Here is a 16,516-nt window from a genome sequence, read left to right as displayed (position 1 = left end):
TTCAAAGATATGGCTGTCAATTTTGTGATATTTTTATTAAATTAGATATAATTTTATAATTGATAATATTCCTTCGCGTAAATAAAAAAAGAGCGGGTAATCACCCCGCTCATCAAAACAAAAGATAAAATATCGAACATTACATTTCCGCATCCGGCTTTTCCCGGGGCGAGACCGCCCCGGCCAGCGTTCTGTAAAGCAGCTCGGGCTCTATCGGCTTTGCCAGATGGCCGTTCATGCCGGCCTCTTCGGACTTCCGGCGGTCGTCGTCAAAGGCGTTCGCCGTCATCGCGATGATCGGCACCGCCTTCGCGTCCGCGCGCGGCAGCTCTCGGATCTTTCGCGCCGCCGTCAGGCCGTCCATCTCCGGCATACGGATATCCATCAGCACGGCGTCAAAATAACCCACGGGTGAAGCGGTGAAAGTCTTGACGGCGATCACTCCGTTGGCGGCGGAGATAACGGTCGTCCCCACCTTCGCCAGCAATTTGCGGGCTATCTCAGTGTTGAGAGGATGATCCTCCGCGAGCAGCACACGGCGTCCCTTAAGCGCCTTCACGCCGCCGCGGGCCGCGCATTCCGTCTGCGCCGCGGCCGGTCTCTCATCACCCGCGATCTCCAGCTCCAGATGCAGCAGAATCTCAGTGCCCTTACCCTCTTCGCTCCTTATCTCAAAGCAGCCGCCCATCTTATCAACGATGCTCTTGGAGATCGCGAGCCCCAGCCCCGTGCCGCAGTTCCCGCCCTCGGCGGCGTTCTCCTGCACAAAAGGCTCGAAGAGATGCCTCTGGAACTCCTCGCTCATCCCGATACCGTTATCCCTGACGATAAAGTCACAGCATATACGGTCTCCGCGGACCTCAGCCTCCGGCATCAGGTATTCCACCCTGCCGCCGGGGGGCGTGAACTTCACGGCGTTAGAGAGGAGATTGAGAAATATCTGATTCAGGCGCACCTTGTCAACCCACACGGCGGCAACGGGCCACTTGCTGTCAAAGACGAACTCGACGCCCTTCTGGCGGCAGAGGGGACGTATCATCGCGTCGATCGCGCCCGCGAACTCCTTATATTCATAGCGCGAGGGATAAAGCGCGAACTCGCCGCTCTCGATCTTCGCCATATCAAGCACGTCGTTGATAAGGCCGAGCATGAAATGGCTCGATGAGTTTATCTTGCCGATATAGTCGTCCACCGCCGCCGGATCGCCAAGCGCGTCCTTCAGCAGCACCGTCATGCCCATGATGGCGTTCATCGGCGTGCGCATCTCGTGGCTCATGCGCGCGAGGAACTCGCCCTTGGCGAGGCTCGCCTGCTCCGCGCGTTTAAGCGCCGCCTCGATCTCGTCCTTAGCCCTCTTCTCGGCAGCGACAACTTCGGTGATATCCTGCCGCGTCATTAGAATGATCTGGTTCTCCCTGTCTATGTAAGAATACTTTATCGATTTCCGGCATCTCTCACCGGAACTGTCCCGTATGTCAAAGAGCACCTGATAAACATCGTGTCTCTCCAGACCGGCCATGACATTTGAATATTCCATCTCGCGCAGCGCCCGTTCACGGTCCTCCGGCACGATAAACCGTTTCGTGAACCTGGCGATATCGCCGCTGTAATTCAACCCCTCATAGGCGGGCTGTTCCCCAGAACTGTCGGCGATAAAAAGTATATAACGGTTGTGCCTGCCGTCGAGACGGATGATAGAGTCATAGTCCTGCGCGACGACCATTTTGAAGGTATCGGCGAGCTGTTTCCTCGTCGTAATATCCCGCTCGCAGAAGAAGGCGATGAGATCGCCGCTGTCTGGATGCTTCCTGACGGTGATCTGCATCTCCGCCCATATCAGGCTGCCGTCACGGCCCAGGAATGGCTGCTCAAAGGTGAGCCGGTCGTTGCCGAGTTCAAATTCCCTCGTCAGGCTGCGGTAATCTATCCTGTTCAAAAACTCCGCCTTCGACTCCGCGCTGACAAAGAAGGGCTCCATCTTCTCCACTATTTCGGAGAGCGACATTCCGCTGTGGAAAATGTCAATATCCCGACCGGTCTCAACGAGGTCCTCAACAAGGTCCTTCGTCATGTTTACGCGCATTATCGAGGCATAATCGGCGGCGGATACATCCTTTAGACTGTTAAGCTCATCCTCGTAGCGGCGCGAGAGAAGCTCATACTCATCCTCCGCGCGCAGCTGCGCCTCCTTGAGCTCCGTAATATCGTTATATACGCTCTGATATATCTCATTGCCTTCGACATCCCTTATCCGCTCGACGATGCCGCTGATCCAGAAAACCTTACCGTCATGGCGGACGAAGCGGAGCTCATACGGACTCGACTGCCCCCCTTCCGCCACCCTGTTGAGCATATCGATATACTTGCCCCTGTCGTCGGGGTGGATGCGCGCGTAGGAGGCATACTTTTCCTCCGCTTCGCCGACGCCGTAAATTTCACGGCCGCGGCGGTTCACATAATGGTAAGGTTTGGCGCCGCCGAGGTCGTTTACGGAATACTGCGATATCCCGCAGGGCATCGTATCATAAAGCCTCTGCAAATATTCGGCCTGGCGTTTGAGCTTCTCCTCCGCCGCCTTCTGCGCGGAGATATCCGTATAGCAGACATAGGCCGTCTGGCTGCCGTCCGGCTGAGGAATGGAGATGCCCGTATGATATATCCACCTGTAATCCCCCGTATTTTCATTCCGCAGCCGGTAGGCGCACTCCATACGGAAAGAACCGCCGTATGACTCCGCCATCTTTTCCTTCAGCAGCGCCACGTCGTCGGGGTGGATGTTCTGAAAAATATCTTCGGATATCTTGCGCTTCAGCTCCTCATGCGTCATGCCGAGCATATCGCTGATCGTCGAGTTGACCGCGATGAGGCTCACCTCATCGTCCTTCAGGCGGTAGACGCCGATTCCCGAGGGAATGGAATTTATGATGCGCTCAAGCGATGACCTCTCCGTCTCAAGCCGCTGCTGAAGCCGCTTTGAATCGGTAATGTCGGTCACATACTCAACGGAGGCGTCGCGTCCGTTCCACTCTATGAGCTTGCCCTTCACGGAAAACCAACGGTCCTTGGAGGGCAGATACTGCTCGGCCTCAAAGAAGCTGCCCTTCGTCAGCAGCGGCACATGGCAGAAGGCGCAGGGGGCCTCCCTGTGCATCATATACTCGTAGCAGCTGCGCCCGACAAAATCGCCCTCGGCATTGCCTGAAAATTCAGCGGCGGCCCTGTTAGCGTACAGCACCTCACGCGTCTTTAGGTCACTGACCTGAATAATCGTGTTGTTTTCATTAAGGATGTCGCGGTAAAGCTCCGTCTCTTTGGAGATGTTGTGAAAAACAGCGTGCATCAGCGGAAAGCCGTCGGCCTCGCCGATCTTTTTCCCCTGCAGATGCACCCATACCAGACTGCCGCTGGCGTGCTGCTTTCTAAAGGTGACGTCTATCGGCGTATCATTCGCCAGCCCCTCCCGAATGGCGGCGAGAACGCGTTCAACATCGCCGCTGTAGACCATCTCCGCCGCGTCCCGCTTTATCAGCTCGTGGTACTCCTCCACCGTGTGGCCGGAGAGAGAGGGGACGCCGTCGGAAAAATAGACGGTGTCAAAGCGGTCCGACACCTTATAGATGGCGACGCCTCCGGGGATGGCGTTCAATATATTTTCCATCTTCTTTTTACCCAAACGAAGCTGCTCCTGCGCCTCCACCATATCGGAGACGTCTAGGCATAGACATATCACCGCCGGCCTGCCGTTACCGGCGGTGACCCTTCTGCCGTTTTCACGGACCCAGACAAAGCCGCCGTCTCTTTTCAGCATGCGGTATGGAGCGAGCATATACTCGCAGGAAGATTCAAGCTGCGCAAAGAGCGAGCCCATCACCGCCCCGCGGTCGTCGGGATGCACACAGTTCGCAATGCTGCCGCCCGTGGCCTCGATAAACTCCTCCTTCGTGCCGTAGCCCAGATACTTGAGCATCTGTTCGCTCATAAAATAAAACGGCACCTCCGGCCTGTCTATATAACCGCCGAAGAGCCCTCCGCGCAGCGAGCTGTTAAGAAAATCGTAGAGCAGCTTTGGCTCGTATTCATTCGTATATTCTGAGGGAGAAGATTTGTCCTTACTTTTGCGCGGACTGTCAAAAGACATATGCAGAGAACGTATCTTCAGTCCGCCGTCTTCGGGAAGACAGCTTACCGAGACGCGGCAGGGCACATGCAGAGCCCCCGCCGCCGGCAGCAGCCTCGCGCCCGCCGTTCCGAATTCGCCCGAGAGGGCCTCGTCCTCGTCGGAAAACTCCAGCGCGCGGGAGAGAGGGTGGGCGGCGATCTCCCGTTCCAGACAGCCCCGCGCCTCCTCTATACTATGGATATCTCCGCCATCGGCGGTCCCATACCAGTGTATATCTTTACTGAGATAGTCCAGCGAGCCGCCGATATCCCCGCGGCAAAAAACATTCACGCAAAAACGTTTCAGCAGGGCCAGTGGGGAGATATATGTTTGTCCATCCATCGCTACAGGCTCCTTTTTCCGGGTATATACAGCGCCTGAGCAATATACGGAGGCCGCTGGCATAAATATTATTTATAACAACTTTGCGCAGATAACACCTCCGTAAGTATAGCAAACGTACCACGGCAAAACAATAAAGGCCGGGACAAACGCGTCGGCAATAAATCGGGCAGGGAAAGCGGTAAATTACGATTTATATTTTCTTTGGTTTGTCATGCCGGGCTTGACCCGGCATCCAGCGGCGTCCGGTTATGTTCTTGTCCTGCGAAGCGCAAAAACATGGCAAAGCCGCTTGACAAATCACAAACATAAACTATATTGTGTATCATAGGTATTTTTACCTATTATTCTATTTCGTATTTTCAGTATTTTAAATCATATTGAAAAGGAGCCTGATACCTTATGTCGTCACACAACGCTAATCAACACCTATCAACATTTAACTTTGATGCACCCCCCCCAAGTGAGTTTATTAAGGTTCACAAATAAACTTGTACTCCCGCTAACTCTCTTTTTACTAACCCTCTTTATCCTCGCTTCGCCCCAGTATGCCTGCGCCCTGACGCAGGAGGGCGGCGTCTATCAGATCGCCACTTCGGCGGACCTCATCGAATTCAACGAAAGAATCAACGGCATCAAGGGCGAACCTATACCGCTCTCCGCCGACGCGCTGCTCACCGCCGACATCGACCTCGCGGACGCGAACGGCAAACTCATGGACTGGACGCCCATCAGCGGCGACTACGACACCCCCTACACCGGCACCTTCGACGGCGCGGGCCATTCCGTCAAAGGCTATGAGATAACGAAAACGGTCGGAGACGGCCACGCCGGCTTCTTCTGCTATATCGGCGAAAAAGACGGCAAAAAAGGCGTCGTGCGCGGACTCACCGTAGAGGGCGGGGTGAATATCACCTCCGCCACAGGCACCACCGTCAATGCCGGCGCTGTCGCCGGCTTGAACGACGGCACGATAGAAGACTGCCGGAGCGCCGCCGCCGTTATCGTCTCTACGGACCTTTACTTCAACCACGCGGGTGGCATCGCGGGACAGAACACGCTCAGCGGAACTATCACAAGCTGCCTCAACGACGGCCCCGTCGCCGCCAAGGGCGACGGGCAATCCTCATCCAACTACGCAGGCGGCATCGTTGGAATAAATGGCGGCACGATATATAACTGCGCCAGCCGCGCCACCGCCCCAACCTCCGCCTCTGACGGCGAGCAAAACTTTGCGGGCGGCATCGCGGCACAGAGCAGCGGCAAAGTATACAACTGCGCAAACCTCGGAGGGGTCTCCATCTCGGCAATTGAGACAAATGATAACCAACCCAACTACGCTGGCGGCATCGTGGGAAATACCTCGGGCAGCAGCGGCGGCGGGACTCCGGAGATAGGCAGCTGTGCCAATAGAGGCCGTGTCACCCTCGCCGTCAGCGGTGAAGTCCAACTCGACGCATTCAGAGGCGGCGTGCTCGGCAAAGACACCGGCGGAAATGCCACGATAGAAAACTGCGCCTGGCTGGAAGGAACGGCCGAACATGGCGTCGGCAGCGGTACTGGTACGGATAACACGAAAAAACTTGACGAAAACGCGATGAAAAATGCCGTCACCACCCTCACCGCGCAGACCGACAAGCGCCGTATCCCCGTCAACGGCGGTTCGACGACAATCCCGCTCATCACCCTCCCCGGAACTCCGGCAGACTCCCAAAATGTTAGAAGGTTGAGGGCGAGTACCAGCAGCGATATCATCACCGTCGGCACGATCGGCGACAGCCAGGTAAAGGTCACCGCCAAGGACAAGACTGGAGACGCCGCCGTGGCGCTCTCCGCCGACCTCTACGCGAGCGACTTCGAGCATCCCAAGAATATTATTCTTCCTCCGCCCCCGCTAACCTGCTCCTTCACGCGCGCCATCGAGGTTGTGGAACCCATCCACGTCACCGGCGTGGAGATGACATCGAGCAAGGACGTCACACTCAAAGGTTTCGGCGATACGGCACAGCTCTCGGCCCACGTGATACCGGACGAGGCTACGAACACGAAAATCGTCTGGAGCAGCAGCGCCCCCGGCATCGCCGAGGTAGACGAGAACGGCAAAGTGACCTCAAAGAGCCCCGGCACAGCCACAATATGGGCCGCCGCCTCTGAGAACCAAAGCATCTCCGACGACTGCAGAGTGACCGTCAGCGAGGAAAAGACACTGAGCATCTTACTCAATATCGAGGATTCCAAGGATGGCAAAAAATCACTCTATGCAGGAGAACAGTTCACAGCCTCCGCACTATTCCTCCCCGCCAACGCCACAAACAGGAAGTTAGATTGGCTCATAGGAGACTCCTCCGTCATCTCGCTCGACAGGGTGGAAGAGATAGAGAAGGGCGAAGCGGCGACCTTCACGGCGCTCAAGGCCGGCGAAACCACCACCGTCAACGTCAAGACTGAGGACGGCAGCGTCGAAGGCAGGCCAACGCTTGAGATCACCGTGCTCAAACCGGCGGTCTGGGTCACCGGCATTGAGCTCTCAAAGGGGGCGGCGCAGCTGGAAACGGGAGAGCACGAGAAACTAACCGCCACCCTCTTCCCGGCGGACGCCAGTGACAAAAGAGTCGAATGGAAGAGCAGCGACGAGAATGTCGCCTCCGTCGGCGAAAATGGCGAGGTCGTCGCCCATAACCCCGGCCAGGCCGTCGTCACCGCCAAAGCCATCGGCGCGGAAGAGGGTACGACCGTGGCCGCAGGCTGCTTCGTCACCGTCACCGCCTCCCCCATACGGGTGCAGTCGGTGAAGATTTCGCTCGAGCCCGGCGACAAAGCCGTGAAAATCAAACCCGACAAGACATACCAACTCACAGCCACGGTACTGCCAAGAGACGCGACCAATAAGGGCGTTAGCTGGAAGAGCAGCGACGAAAAGATCGCCACCGTGGACGCCGACGGCAAAGTAACAACTGTCAGTATCGGCAATGCCACAATCACCGTCACGACCGACGACGGCGGAAAAGAGGCCAGCACCAGCGTGATGGTATCTCCAGACCCAGTCTTAGGAGACATGATTGGCACAGTAGTCCACAACGGCTGCTCCGCGGGCGTAGGTGCGATGGCGCTCTTCGCGCTGATCCCGCTGCTCCTGAAAAAGAGACGGCCAGCGAAATAGACAAAAACAGGGCATAAAGAAAAATAGGAACGGGCCGCGGATATTCTTTCGCGGCCCCTATCCACAGTATGTGATACACAGCTTCACAAGATAGAAAGGAGGGCGATAGATTATGTCGCCGTGTGAGAGCCGTCAGCAATTGAAATTATTTAACTTTGACTCACCCCCCCATAAATTTACCCATGTTCATTTAAGCAGCCGCGCGCGGCTGCTGCTCCTCTTTGTTTTGACCCTCTTCATCCTCGCCGCCCCCGGACCGGCACGCGCCGAACTGAAACAGGACGAGGACGGCTATTATATCATCGCCACCTCCAAAGACCTCTGTGACTTCCGCGACGGCGTAAACAGCGGCGACCTCGTCTCCGCCAAAGCACGCCTCACCGCCGACATCGACCTCACCGACATGGATGGCAAGGCTATGGAGTGGACGCCCATCGGCAAAGCAAACAACAGCTACACCGGCACCTTCGACGGCGCGGGCCATACCGTCAAGGGCTACCGGATAACGACACGAACCGCCTTCATGGGGTTCTTCGGTGTCGTCGGCAGCGAGGGCGACGGCATGGTGCGTGGGCTCACCGTCAGCGGCGATATTAATATCACCGATACGGGCGGCGATGGTGCCCAGGCGGGCGGCGTCGCGGGAAGATGCTACGGCACGATAGAGGACTGCGTAAACGCCGGCCCCTTGATTACCAGAACAGATAGCATCACCATGGGCGGCATAGTTGGAGGCTGCAAATACAGCAGGATATCAAACTGCGTAAACAGCGGCGATATTACCAGCAACATACGAGCTGGCGGCATCGCAGGAAACATCGAATTATCCACGATGTCAAACTGCATCAACAGCGGCAATATTACCGGCAACAGACAAGCTGGCGGCATCGCGGCACACACACAAAGCAGTGGCACGATATCAAACTGCCTCAACTGCGGCGATATCGCCGGCGGCGGATACTCCGGCGGCGTCGTGGGAAACAACGGCGGCGGCACGATATCAAACTGCGGCTGGCTGAAAACGAATGAAATCAATAAAGATATCAACGGTGTAGGAAATGGCAGTGACGAAGGCACCTTCATACTCAACGATGAGGATAAGGTAGACAAAAGCGTCGCCGCACTCAGCGCCGCACTCACAAGTTACGCCCTCAATAACGGAGAGACGGCGGATATCAGCCTCTCCACCCTGTTTGGAGACCCGAACAAATTCGGCGATTACGTGACCAGCATCGACGTGGCGGTATCCGACACCGATATACTCTCCGCCGACGTCGACCAGACAAGCGGAAAAATCCGGCTCACCGCTAAGGCCAAGGGCGGTACAAAGCGGACCGCCGCCGCCATAACCCTATCCGCAAACCTTGACCCGACGGATTCCAGTGATACAAATAATCTGCCGCCGTTAGGCGAATCTACACAGTTGAAATTCACCTTCGGCGTCACGGTCACAAATACGACAAAGGTCAGCGGCGTCGCCATCACAAGCCACGATATCAACATCTATAAGGGCGAAGGGGCGCGGCTCACAGCCACCGTGGAGCCTCCCGAAGCGGCCAACCTGAAGGTCTTCTGGTCTAGCGGCGACTCCGACGTCGTCTCGATCGACAAGGAGTCGGGCGAAATGCGGGCAATCGCCGTGGGCAGCGCCGATATAACCGTGACCACCGAAGATACCGACGATGACGGGCGACAGCGCACGGATACCCGCACGGTGACGGTCAAGCCCGTAAACGCCTCCTCCGTCGACATTTCGCAAAAGAGCTTATCCATCGACATGAACGACGAGGTACGGACATACGAACTCACGGCCACCGTCTCCCCCGATAACGCCGACTACGGCCAGGTTGACTGGACGAGTTCAAACGAGGAGGTCGCCACTGTGTCGCCTGACAAGAGCGACGCGAAGGCACTAACAGCATACGTCACGCCGGTCGGCAAAGGCGAGACGAAGATCACGGCGAGCGTCGGCGATCTGACGAGCGTTCCCTGCGTTGTCACCGTCATCCCCGTCTGGGCCGAGAGCGTAACGGTCTCGCCCGACCTGCTCACGCTTGAGGCGGGCAAAAGCGCGAAACTCTCCGCTCTGGTCGGCCCGGAGAAGGCCACCGACAAGAGCGTAAGATGGAAGAGCGACGACGAAAATATCGCCGCCGTCAGCGAAAACGGCGAGGTCTTCGCCCATAATCCGGGCGGCCCCGTCCTCATCACCGCCACCGCGAGCGGCGCAAAGGATGACGCTAATGTAAGCGCCTCCTGCTCCCTCACCGTCACCGCTCCCCCGGTGCCGGTAGAATCGGTGAAGATATCCCCCGAGGGCGCGACGCTGAAGATCGGCGATACCATCCGGTTCACCGCCGAAATACTGCCGGCCAACGCCGACAATAAGGGCGTCACCTGGAAGAGCAGTGACGAGAAGATCGCCTCCGTGGACGCTAACGGCAAAGTTACCGCCCTCGCGGTCGGCTTCGCCACCATCACCGTCACGACCGACGACGGTCTTAAGACCACCGAGGCCACCGTCTCCGTTAACAGGGTCTACACCAGCGGCAGCGGCTGCGCCGCGGGCGTGGGAGCGCTGGCGCTCTTCGCGCTGATACCGCTCTGGATGAGAAGAAGGAAAAGGTAATACAGGATTAAAAGACAGGATAAAGTAAGAAAAAAGGACAGATAAAAGCCAATGAAAAGGGCGCGGGGCAAAAGAGCCGCGCCCTTTTCATACGTACAGCCCGCTGCGCAAAACCCAAACCCCAAAGCCGCTGGTCCCCGGGTCAAGCCCGGGGAGACGGAATAAAGGCAAGACGTTATTTATATATTGGCAGGAAAAGGATAAATAGTGATTTAGCTTCGACAGGGTAAACGATAAATTGCGATTTTGCCTTTATGTTGTCATTCCGGGCTTGACCCGGAATCCAGGGGCTTGGGGTTTTGTTTTTCAGCATGACGTGGGATCAGCCCCAGGGCCGCTGGTCTCCGGCTCAGAGGCCGGAGAGACAGGACAAGGGCAAACGGCGTAATAGTTTCAATATGCTAAACGATAAATTGCGGTTTACCAAAGATTTTGGCGCCCTCTCCGAGGGAGCTCCCCGCGATGAACAGAGTCCCGAAAACCGCACAGCGCTATAAAAGCTCCCAAGGGTATCAAAAATTTATTCAATAAAGAGACTTCGATATTGCATCGGAGCCTTTTTCAATTTTATCTGTATCCTGTCGTTATTATAATACCTTATATATTCGTCTATGGCATCTTTGGCCTCCTCGTAGTTCTCCCATTTTACTCGGTTGACGAGTTCTGATTTAATGTGACTAAAGAAGTTTTCTGCACATGCATTATCCAAACAATTTCCTTTCCTTGACATTGAGACCTTGAGTCCGTATCTTTGTGTCAGGTTGAAATATGCATGGCTTGTATATTGAAACCCCTGGTCGCTGTGGAGGATTGGTCCATCAGCGACCACCTTATTATTATTTTCAAATGCTTTCTTCAATGTATCGGTTACTAACTTAATATTATTATTACGACTGATTTGATATCCCTGTATGGAATTATCAAAGAGATCTTTTATCATGGAGAGGAATATATTACCCTTTTTTGTTCGTATATATGTGATATCAGTAACCAGTTTCTGGTTTGGTCTGTCGGAACGAAATTCTCTGTTCAGGATATTCTCATAGCTGTGGATATTTCCTGACATCACTTTAAACTTTTTCTTTTTTCTTATTTCCGCTTGAAGTCCCGCTTTTTTCATAACACGCCTTACCCTCTTATTGTTTACATGAATGCCAATGAAGTTGTTGAGCCACAGAGTCATTCGCCTGTACCCATAAGTGTTTTTGTTGATATCCTGTCCCGTTCTTATTGCTTCTATGAGAGGACCGTCTTTATCTTCCATTCCACGCCGCTTTAGCCAACTGTAGTATGCAGAGCGTGATACGGACAAAAATCTACACATTCCACAGACAGAATGTTTTGTTGAAAATTCAAAAATGATTCTGTATTTAATATTTCTTTCTATCACCACCTTTGCAGCTCTAAGGCTTTTTTTAATACGTCGACCTGCATTTCCAGCTCTTTGATCTTTTCTATGCTATTTGTAACTTCCAATTTCTTATCTGGACAGTCACGTTTTGAACTAGAAATATCCCCTTGTTCGATAAATTCCTTACACCATCGTCTTAAAAGAGAGGGACTTGAAATGTTAAAAGATGAGGTAACATCTACCATAGTACGTCCCTCTTCTAAATGAGCCGAAACAGCTTCAAGTTTTACAGCCTTGCTGTAGGTTCTTTTTTTCCTTGTATCATCCAGTAAGTCCTTCTGTCCGCTCTTATATAAAGATATCCATGTTTTAATAGAATCAGGACTAACACCAAGTTCTTCAGCAATCCGCCTTCGTGGAATTCCCTGTTTGTGCATCTCAATTGCTCTTATTCTTTCTTCCGTTTTACGTTTACGCATAGAAGATCCCCCTTTATATGTATTTAGTTTTATTATAATCCAGGGGCTTTATTTGGCTGTCCGATTTTCGGGATGCTGTTCACGAAGCGGGGTGAGGGAGAGTTGACCTTAGGTTCTCCCGCAGCTTTTGCCGCGGGCTCTGTTTGGCGCGGTTTCCGCGCTAAACAGAGAAACACTCCTTCCGTCTCGCCGCAAAAGCGGCGGCGATCCACCTTCCTCAGAGAGGAAGGCTTTAAGAAAAAACCGCTGTTTATCATCGATATGGTAAAAGCTAAACCGTAATTTACCTCTTTCAATACCCGAAGAAAATCGGCGTTTATAAGCAGAGAACAAAAACTCTGATTTTGTCTTTTGCGCGATAGGTGAGACAGAAAATCTTTTTACTTTCGTCGTCGAACCTAGTTCTCCCACTGATCGTTTAGTCTGTTCATCTGACATACAGATAACAAAATACCCCCATTTTATATCCCCCATCCCAAAGACAGAGGGTGAGTCTCTACCGGCAGGCGTTAAAAAACCTAAAATTTCCATTTATTTTTAAGCATAAATTTTTAGTTGTGAAAGGGGCGCTATAATTGTTGGGATGAATAAAAATTTTTTAAATAACCATTTACCTTTTTACTAGTGACTAAAATTATGATATGGTGCAGATGTTAGAAATTTCACATTACGGAAAGGTCGTGCTATCTTATGAGTGGGAACAAAGTTAGCTGGCTCAATGTGGTAAAGTTCGCGGGTGCGTTTATCGCGTTCTTGATCGGCGCCGGTTTCGCAACAGGGCAGGAAGTTTTCCAGTATTTCGCCGCTTATGGTTACGAGGGCTTCTTGGTCGGACTCTTCGTTCTTATCTGTTTCGTCTACGTCGGCGGGGATTTTATCGTCGCGGGTTTCAACGAGCATTTTCAAAACACGAATGACATTTACCGTTACTACTGCGGCAAGTACATCGGAGGCTTTTACGACTATTTCTCGATCGCCTTCATCTACATGTCGTATATCGTCATGCTCGGCGGCGCCGGCGCGACGGTCAACCAGTATTATCACCTTTCGCCGGTCGTCGGCGCCATCCTCATGATGGTCCTCTCAGTGGGAACCGTCGTCTTCGGCCTCGGCAAAATAGTTGACGTCATCGGCTCTATCGGCCCCCTGATCGTCATTATCGCCATCGGCGTCGGACTCGCGGCCATCGTCACAAACCCAGGCGGCATCGCCGAGGGCGCGCGGCTGATCGCCTCGGGAGAGCTTGATATCACAAGGGTCGGCAGCAACTGGTTCATGTCGGGTACCTCATACGTAGGCTTCTGTATGCTCTGGCTCGCGGCCTTCCTCGCGGCGATGGGCACGAAAGCCAACAGCAAGAAAGAGGCCGTCATCGGCACCACGCTGGGCGCCCTTGGCTTTGTGTTAGGCGCGATCATCCTCATGCTCGGTCTTCTCTCAAGCCTGCAGGATCTCTATACCTCAGACATCCCTTCGCTCATCATCGCTGAAAAGATTTGGCCGCCCCTTGCCACGGTCTTTTCGGTCATAATCATCGCCGGTATCTACACGACGGCCGTCCCCCTTCTCTGGTCGGTCTCGGCGAGGTTCGCGCAGGAAAAGACGACAAAGTTTTACGGGCTCACAGCCGGACTCGCGGTGGTCGCCTGTTTCGTCGCCCTCGAGCTGCCCTTCCGTAAGATCGTCAACGTTATCTACGGAGTAAACGGCTACGTCGGCATCCTCCTGATCTTCTTCATGCTCGCCAAGACCTGCGGCATAACGAAAAAACTCGCAAAGCAGAAGTAACAGCTGATATATCTAAAAAATGTAAAAAGACGGGAGGAGCGATGCTCTTCCCGCCTTTTTGTGTGCCGGCACAGCTAAAAGAAAAATTTTTAGTCGTTTGAACATTAAAACACAAAGACTTTTTTGCCTTTATCATTTATAATATACGCCATTGCAGGTAAAAAACTTAATAAAGATGGGTGAATCGCCAAATATATAATAAATGACATATAGCTCTGAATCAACGGTTTAACTTTATACGCTTAAACTGCAAAATATTCGATGATTCTGTAATGGGAGGGTTTTTCCCAATTTTTTTAGTAACCATCGTTGTGAAAAATTTAACTTAAGTCTTGAAGGGACAGTGGTGTTGATATGAATAGAGAAAAGGTCAGTTGGTCCAATGTAATTAAGTTCGCGGGAGCGTTTATCGCCTTTCTTATCGGTTCCGGTTTCGCAACGGGACAGGAGATACTCCAATATTTCACAGCCTATGGCATGAAGGGGCTGCTGGCGGGGCTCTTCACCCTCGTCTGCCTCGTCTATGTCGGCGGGGATTTCATCGTCACCGGCTTTCGCGAGCGTTTCTCAAATACCAACGACATTTACAGATATTACTGCGGTAAGTATATCGGCGGCTTCTATGACTATTTCGCCATCGCCTTTCTCTATATGTCATACATCGTCATGGTGGCCGGCGCCGGCGCGACCCTCGCGCAGTATTACGGACTGCCGACATTCGTCGGCTGTATCGGAATGGCCTTCGTCTCCGCCTTCACCGTCACCTTCGGCCTTGGCAGGATCGTCGACGTTATCGGGACTATCGGCCCCGCGATCGTCCTGTTCGCGATCGGCATCGGCCTGGCCGCCATTTTCAAAAATCCCGAGGGCATCGTCCGCGGAGCGCAGATGATAGAGGCCGCGGAGGTCGAGATGACGAAGGTTGGCACAAACTGGTTCACCTCCGGCATGTCCTATGTGGGCTTTTCAATGCTCTGGCTCGCCGCCTTTCTCGCGGCGATGGGACAGAAGGCGAACTCCGCGAAGGAGGCCGTCATCGGCACGACGCTCGGCGCGACCGGCTTTGTCGTCGGGATCATCATTATGATGCTCGGCCTGCTCGCCAATCTTGATGCCGTCGCGATGACGGATATCCCCTCGCTTATTCTCGCGGAGAGGATTTATCCGCCGATCGCCACCGTCTTCTCCCTCATCATCATGGGCGGCATCTACACCACCTCCGTGCCGCTTCTCTGGTCCGTCTCGGCCCGCTTCTCGCAGGAGAAGACACGCAAATTTTATCTGCTCACGGTCGGGCTAGCCGTCTCCGGGTGCGTCGTCGGCCTGCTGCTCCCCTTTCAGCGTATCGTCAATATCATCTACGGCATCAACGGCTACGTCGGCATCATGCTGATCCTCTTCATGATCGTGACGACGGTCAGGAACATGAAAAAAGCCGCCTAAGGACAAAACCTCAGCTATAACAACATGCAAAGGAGCCCGGCGCAAAATTTGTGCGCCGGGCTCCTCTTTATTCAATTTTGCCGGTTACCGTAACCGGGCCGTTTAATGTTCCGCGCTAGAAACACTCGTAGAAGTTACGCAGCGTCCAATAGAAGATGTGCGGCTGCTCGAGATATGAGGTCTGGGAGGCGTCGGGGATGACGGCCATGCGTGAACCAGGTATCAGCGAGCGGTAGTATTCGCAGCTCTGCTGGCGAACCTGGTCGAACTCTCCGCATATCAGCAGCACCGCGATCTTGATATTGTGCAGTTTATCGGTGATGTCGATATCTTTCAGGATACCCTCGCAGGTGAATTCGCTGGGGCCCCACATGTGGCGGTAGACCCTCATGCCGGAGGCCGTCTTCGGCTTGAGCGGCGTCGCCCGGTGGCCCGCGCGGTTAACGGTCGAGAGGCGGTAGCGGAAGTTATCGTTGTATTTTTTGATGATCTCCTGGTAGTAGCGCCCGTCGAAATGATGCTCCCTCTCGCACTGCTCCACCGCCTCGAGATAGTCTCCACCAAGCTCGGCGAGGCGCTGCTTCGCGTCGGCGATCCAGATTTTAGTGCTGATAAGCGGACTTATCATCGTGATGGATATTACGGGCGAGGGGCTGACGCGCAGCACATGCTCGGCGGCGAGGTAGGCGCCCCATGAACGTCCAATAAGGTGGAGCTTGGGAGCTCCAATGGCGGCGATTAGGCTGCCCAGCGACTCTATATACCGCTCGGGCGTCCACAGGGATTCCTCTCCCGTATGCGAACGTTCGTCACAGCCCAGCTGGTTGTAGAGATAAACCGTGCGGTCCTCGGCAAGCATCTCCGCCATTGGCCGGAAGGATTCAATGTTGCCCCCCGGCCCTCCGTGGATATAGAGGACGGGAATATTTTGGCTATTCTCCGCACCATAGATGTTAAGGCTGATAAACCCTCCGGGGACATTGATGTACTCAGTCTTCATACTGACAGCCATTACTATCGCCTCCTTGTTTTACCTTCGCTCCGTTTTTGGGAAACCGCCGATTATGCGCGCCGTCAAAAAAGGCAAACTGCGTTTTATTACAGGAACCAGAGATATCCCCTCTCGCGGGGGACTCCATCTAAACCGGCGGCACGGGCGTATAGG

8 protein-coding genes are annotated in these 16,516 nt (G+C 53.9%); 4 read left to right on the top strand and 4 right to left on the bottom strand.

Going from position 1 to position 16,516, the window contains the following annotated elements; all coding sequences use genetic code 11:
* Positions 1-139 precede the first annotated feature (139 nt).
* Positions 140-4,501: a PAS domain-containing protein gene (locus BED41_RS05415; protein ID WP_066743853.1), complete on the bottom strand. Its 4,362-nt coding sequence runs from the start codon at positions 4,499-4,501 to the stop codon at positions 140-142.
* Between the two features lie 463 nt (positions 4,502-4,964).
* Here BED41_RS05415 and BED41_RS05410 point away from each other — a divergent pair, with 463 nt between their 5' ends.
* Positions 4,965-7,661, top strand: a complete 2,697-nt coding sequence (locus tag BED41_RS05410; RefSeq protein ID WP_066743851.1) for an Ig-like domain-containing protein — start codon at positions 4,965-4,967, stop codon at positions 7,659-7,661.
* 139 nt (positions 7,662-7,800) lie between these two features.
* Positions 7,801-10,290 carry an Ig-like domain-containing protein gene (locus BED41_RS05405; RefSeq protein WP_168160233.1) on the top strand — a complete coding sequence of 830 codons (2,490 nt, stop codon included), beginning with the start codon at positions 7,801-7,803 and terminating at the stop codon, positions 10,288-10,290.
* Between the two features lie 520 nt (positions 10,291-10,810).
* On the opposite strand, the gene BED41_RS05395 is transcribed toward BED41_RS05405, so the two are convergent.
* Both BED41_RS05395 and BED41_RS05390 read right to left on the bottom strand, forming a co-directional pair.
* On the bottom strand, positions 10,811-11,680 hold the full coding sequence (locus tag BED41_RS05395; RefSeq protein ID WP_157102394.1) for an IS3 family transposase: 870 nt from the start codon (positions 11,678-11,680) through the stop codon (positions 10,811-10,813).
* The gene (locus BED41_RS05390; RefSeq protein ID WP_066742616.1) at positions 11,677-12,120 is read right to left on the bottom strand and encodes a transposase; all 444 of its coding nucleotides are present in this window, start codon (positions 12,118-12,120) and stop codon (positions 11,677-11,679) included. Before BED41_RS05390 ends, BED41_RS05395 begins: the two co-directional genes overlap by 4 nt.
* Positions 12,121-12,810: 690 nt before the next feature.
* On the opposite strand from BED41_RS05390, the gene BED41_RS05385 reads away from it, so the two are divergent.
* Together BED41_RS05385 and BED41_RS05380 are read left to right on the top strand one after the other, a co-directional pair.
* Positions 12,811-13,908: a YkvI family membrane protein gene (locus BED41_RS05385; RefSeq protein ID WP_066743846.1), complete on the top strand. Its 1,098-nt coding sequence runs from the start codon at positions 12,811-12,813 to the stop codon at positions 13,906-13,908.
* A gap of 354 nt (positions 13,909-14,262) precedes the next feature.
* Positions 14,263-15,351 carry a YkvI family membrane protein gene (locus BED41_RS05380; protein WP_066743844.1) on the top strand — a complete coding sequence of 363 codons (1,089 nt, stop codon included), beginning with the start codon at positions 14,263-14,265 and terminating at the stop codon, positions 15,349-15,351.
* 115 nt (positions 15,352-15,466) lie between these two features.
* Here BED41_RS05380 and BED41_RS05375 read toward each other — a convergent pair whose 3' ends face one another.
* Positions 15,467-16,363 (bottom strand): proline iminopeptidase-family hydrolase, encoded by an 897-nt coding sequence (locus BED41_RS05375; RefSeq protein ID WP_066743841.1) that lies wholly within the window; start codon positions 16,361-16,363, stop codon positions 15,467-15,469.
* Positions 16,364-16,516 lie beyond the last annotated feature (153 nt).

This window comes from Cloacibacillus porcorum, assembly GCF_001701045.1.
GTDB classification, from domain to species: Bacteria; Synergistota; Synergistia; order Synergistales; family Synergistaceae; genus Cloacibacillus; species Cloacibacillus porcorum.
Note: the sequence above shows the minus strand (reverse complement) of the source record. Positions and strands in the feature narration are given on the sequence as shown.

What these genes read in the sequence shown, in the direction of transcription:
- BED41_RS05415 (WP_066743853.1), bottom strand. Translation starts at nt 4,501, where the DNA reads ATGGATGGACAAACATATATCTCCCCACTGGCCCTGCTGAAACGTTTT.
- BED41_RS05390 (WP_066742616.1), bottom strand. Translation starts at nt 12,120, where the DNA reads ATGCGTAAACGTAAAACGGAAGAAAGAATAAGAGCAATTGAGATGCAC.
- BED41_RS05385 (WP_066743846.1), top strand. Translation starts at nt 12,811, where the DNA reads ATGAGTGGGAACAAAGTTAGCTGGCTCAATGTGGTAAAGTTCGCGGGT.
- BED41_RS05380 (WP_066743844.1), top strand. Translation starts at nt 14,263, where the DNA reads ATGAATAGAGAAAAGGTCAGTTGGTCCAATGTAATTAAGTTCGCGGGA.
- BED41_RS05375 (WP_066743841.1), bottom strand. Translation starts at nt 16,363, where the DNA reads ATGGCTGTCAGTATGAAGACTGAGTACATCAATGTCCCCGGAGGGTTT.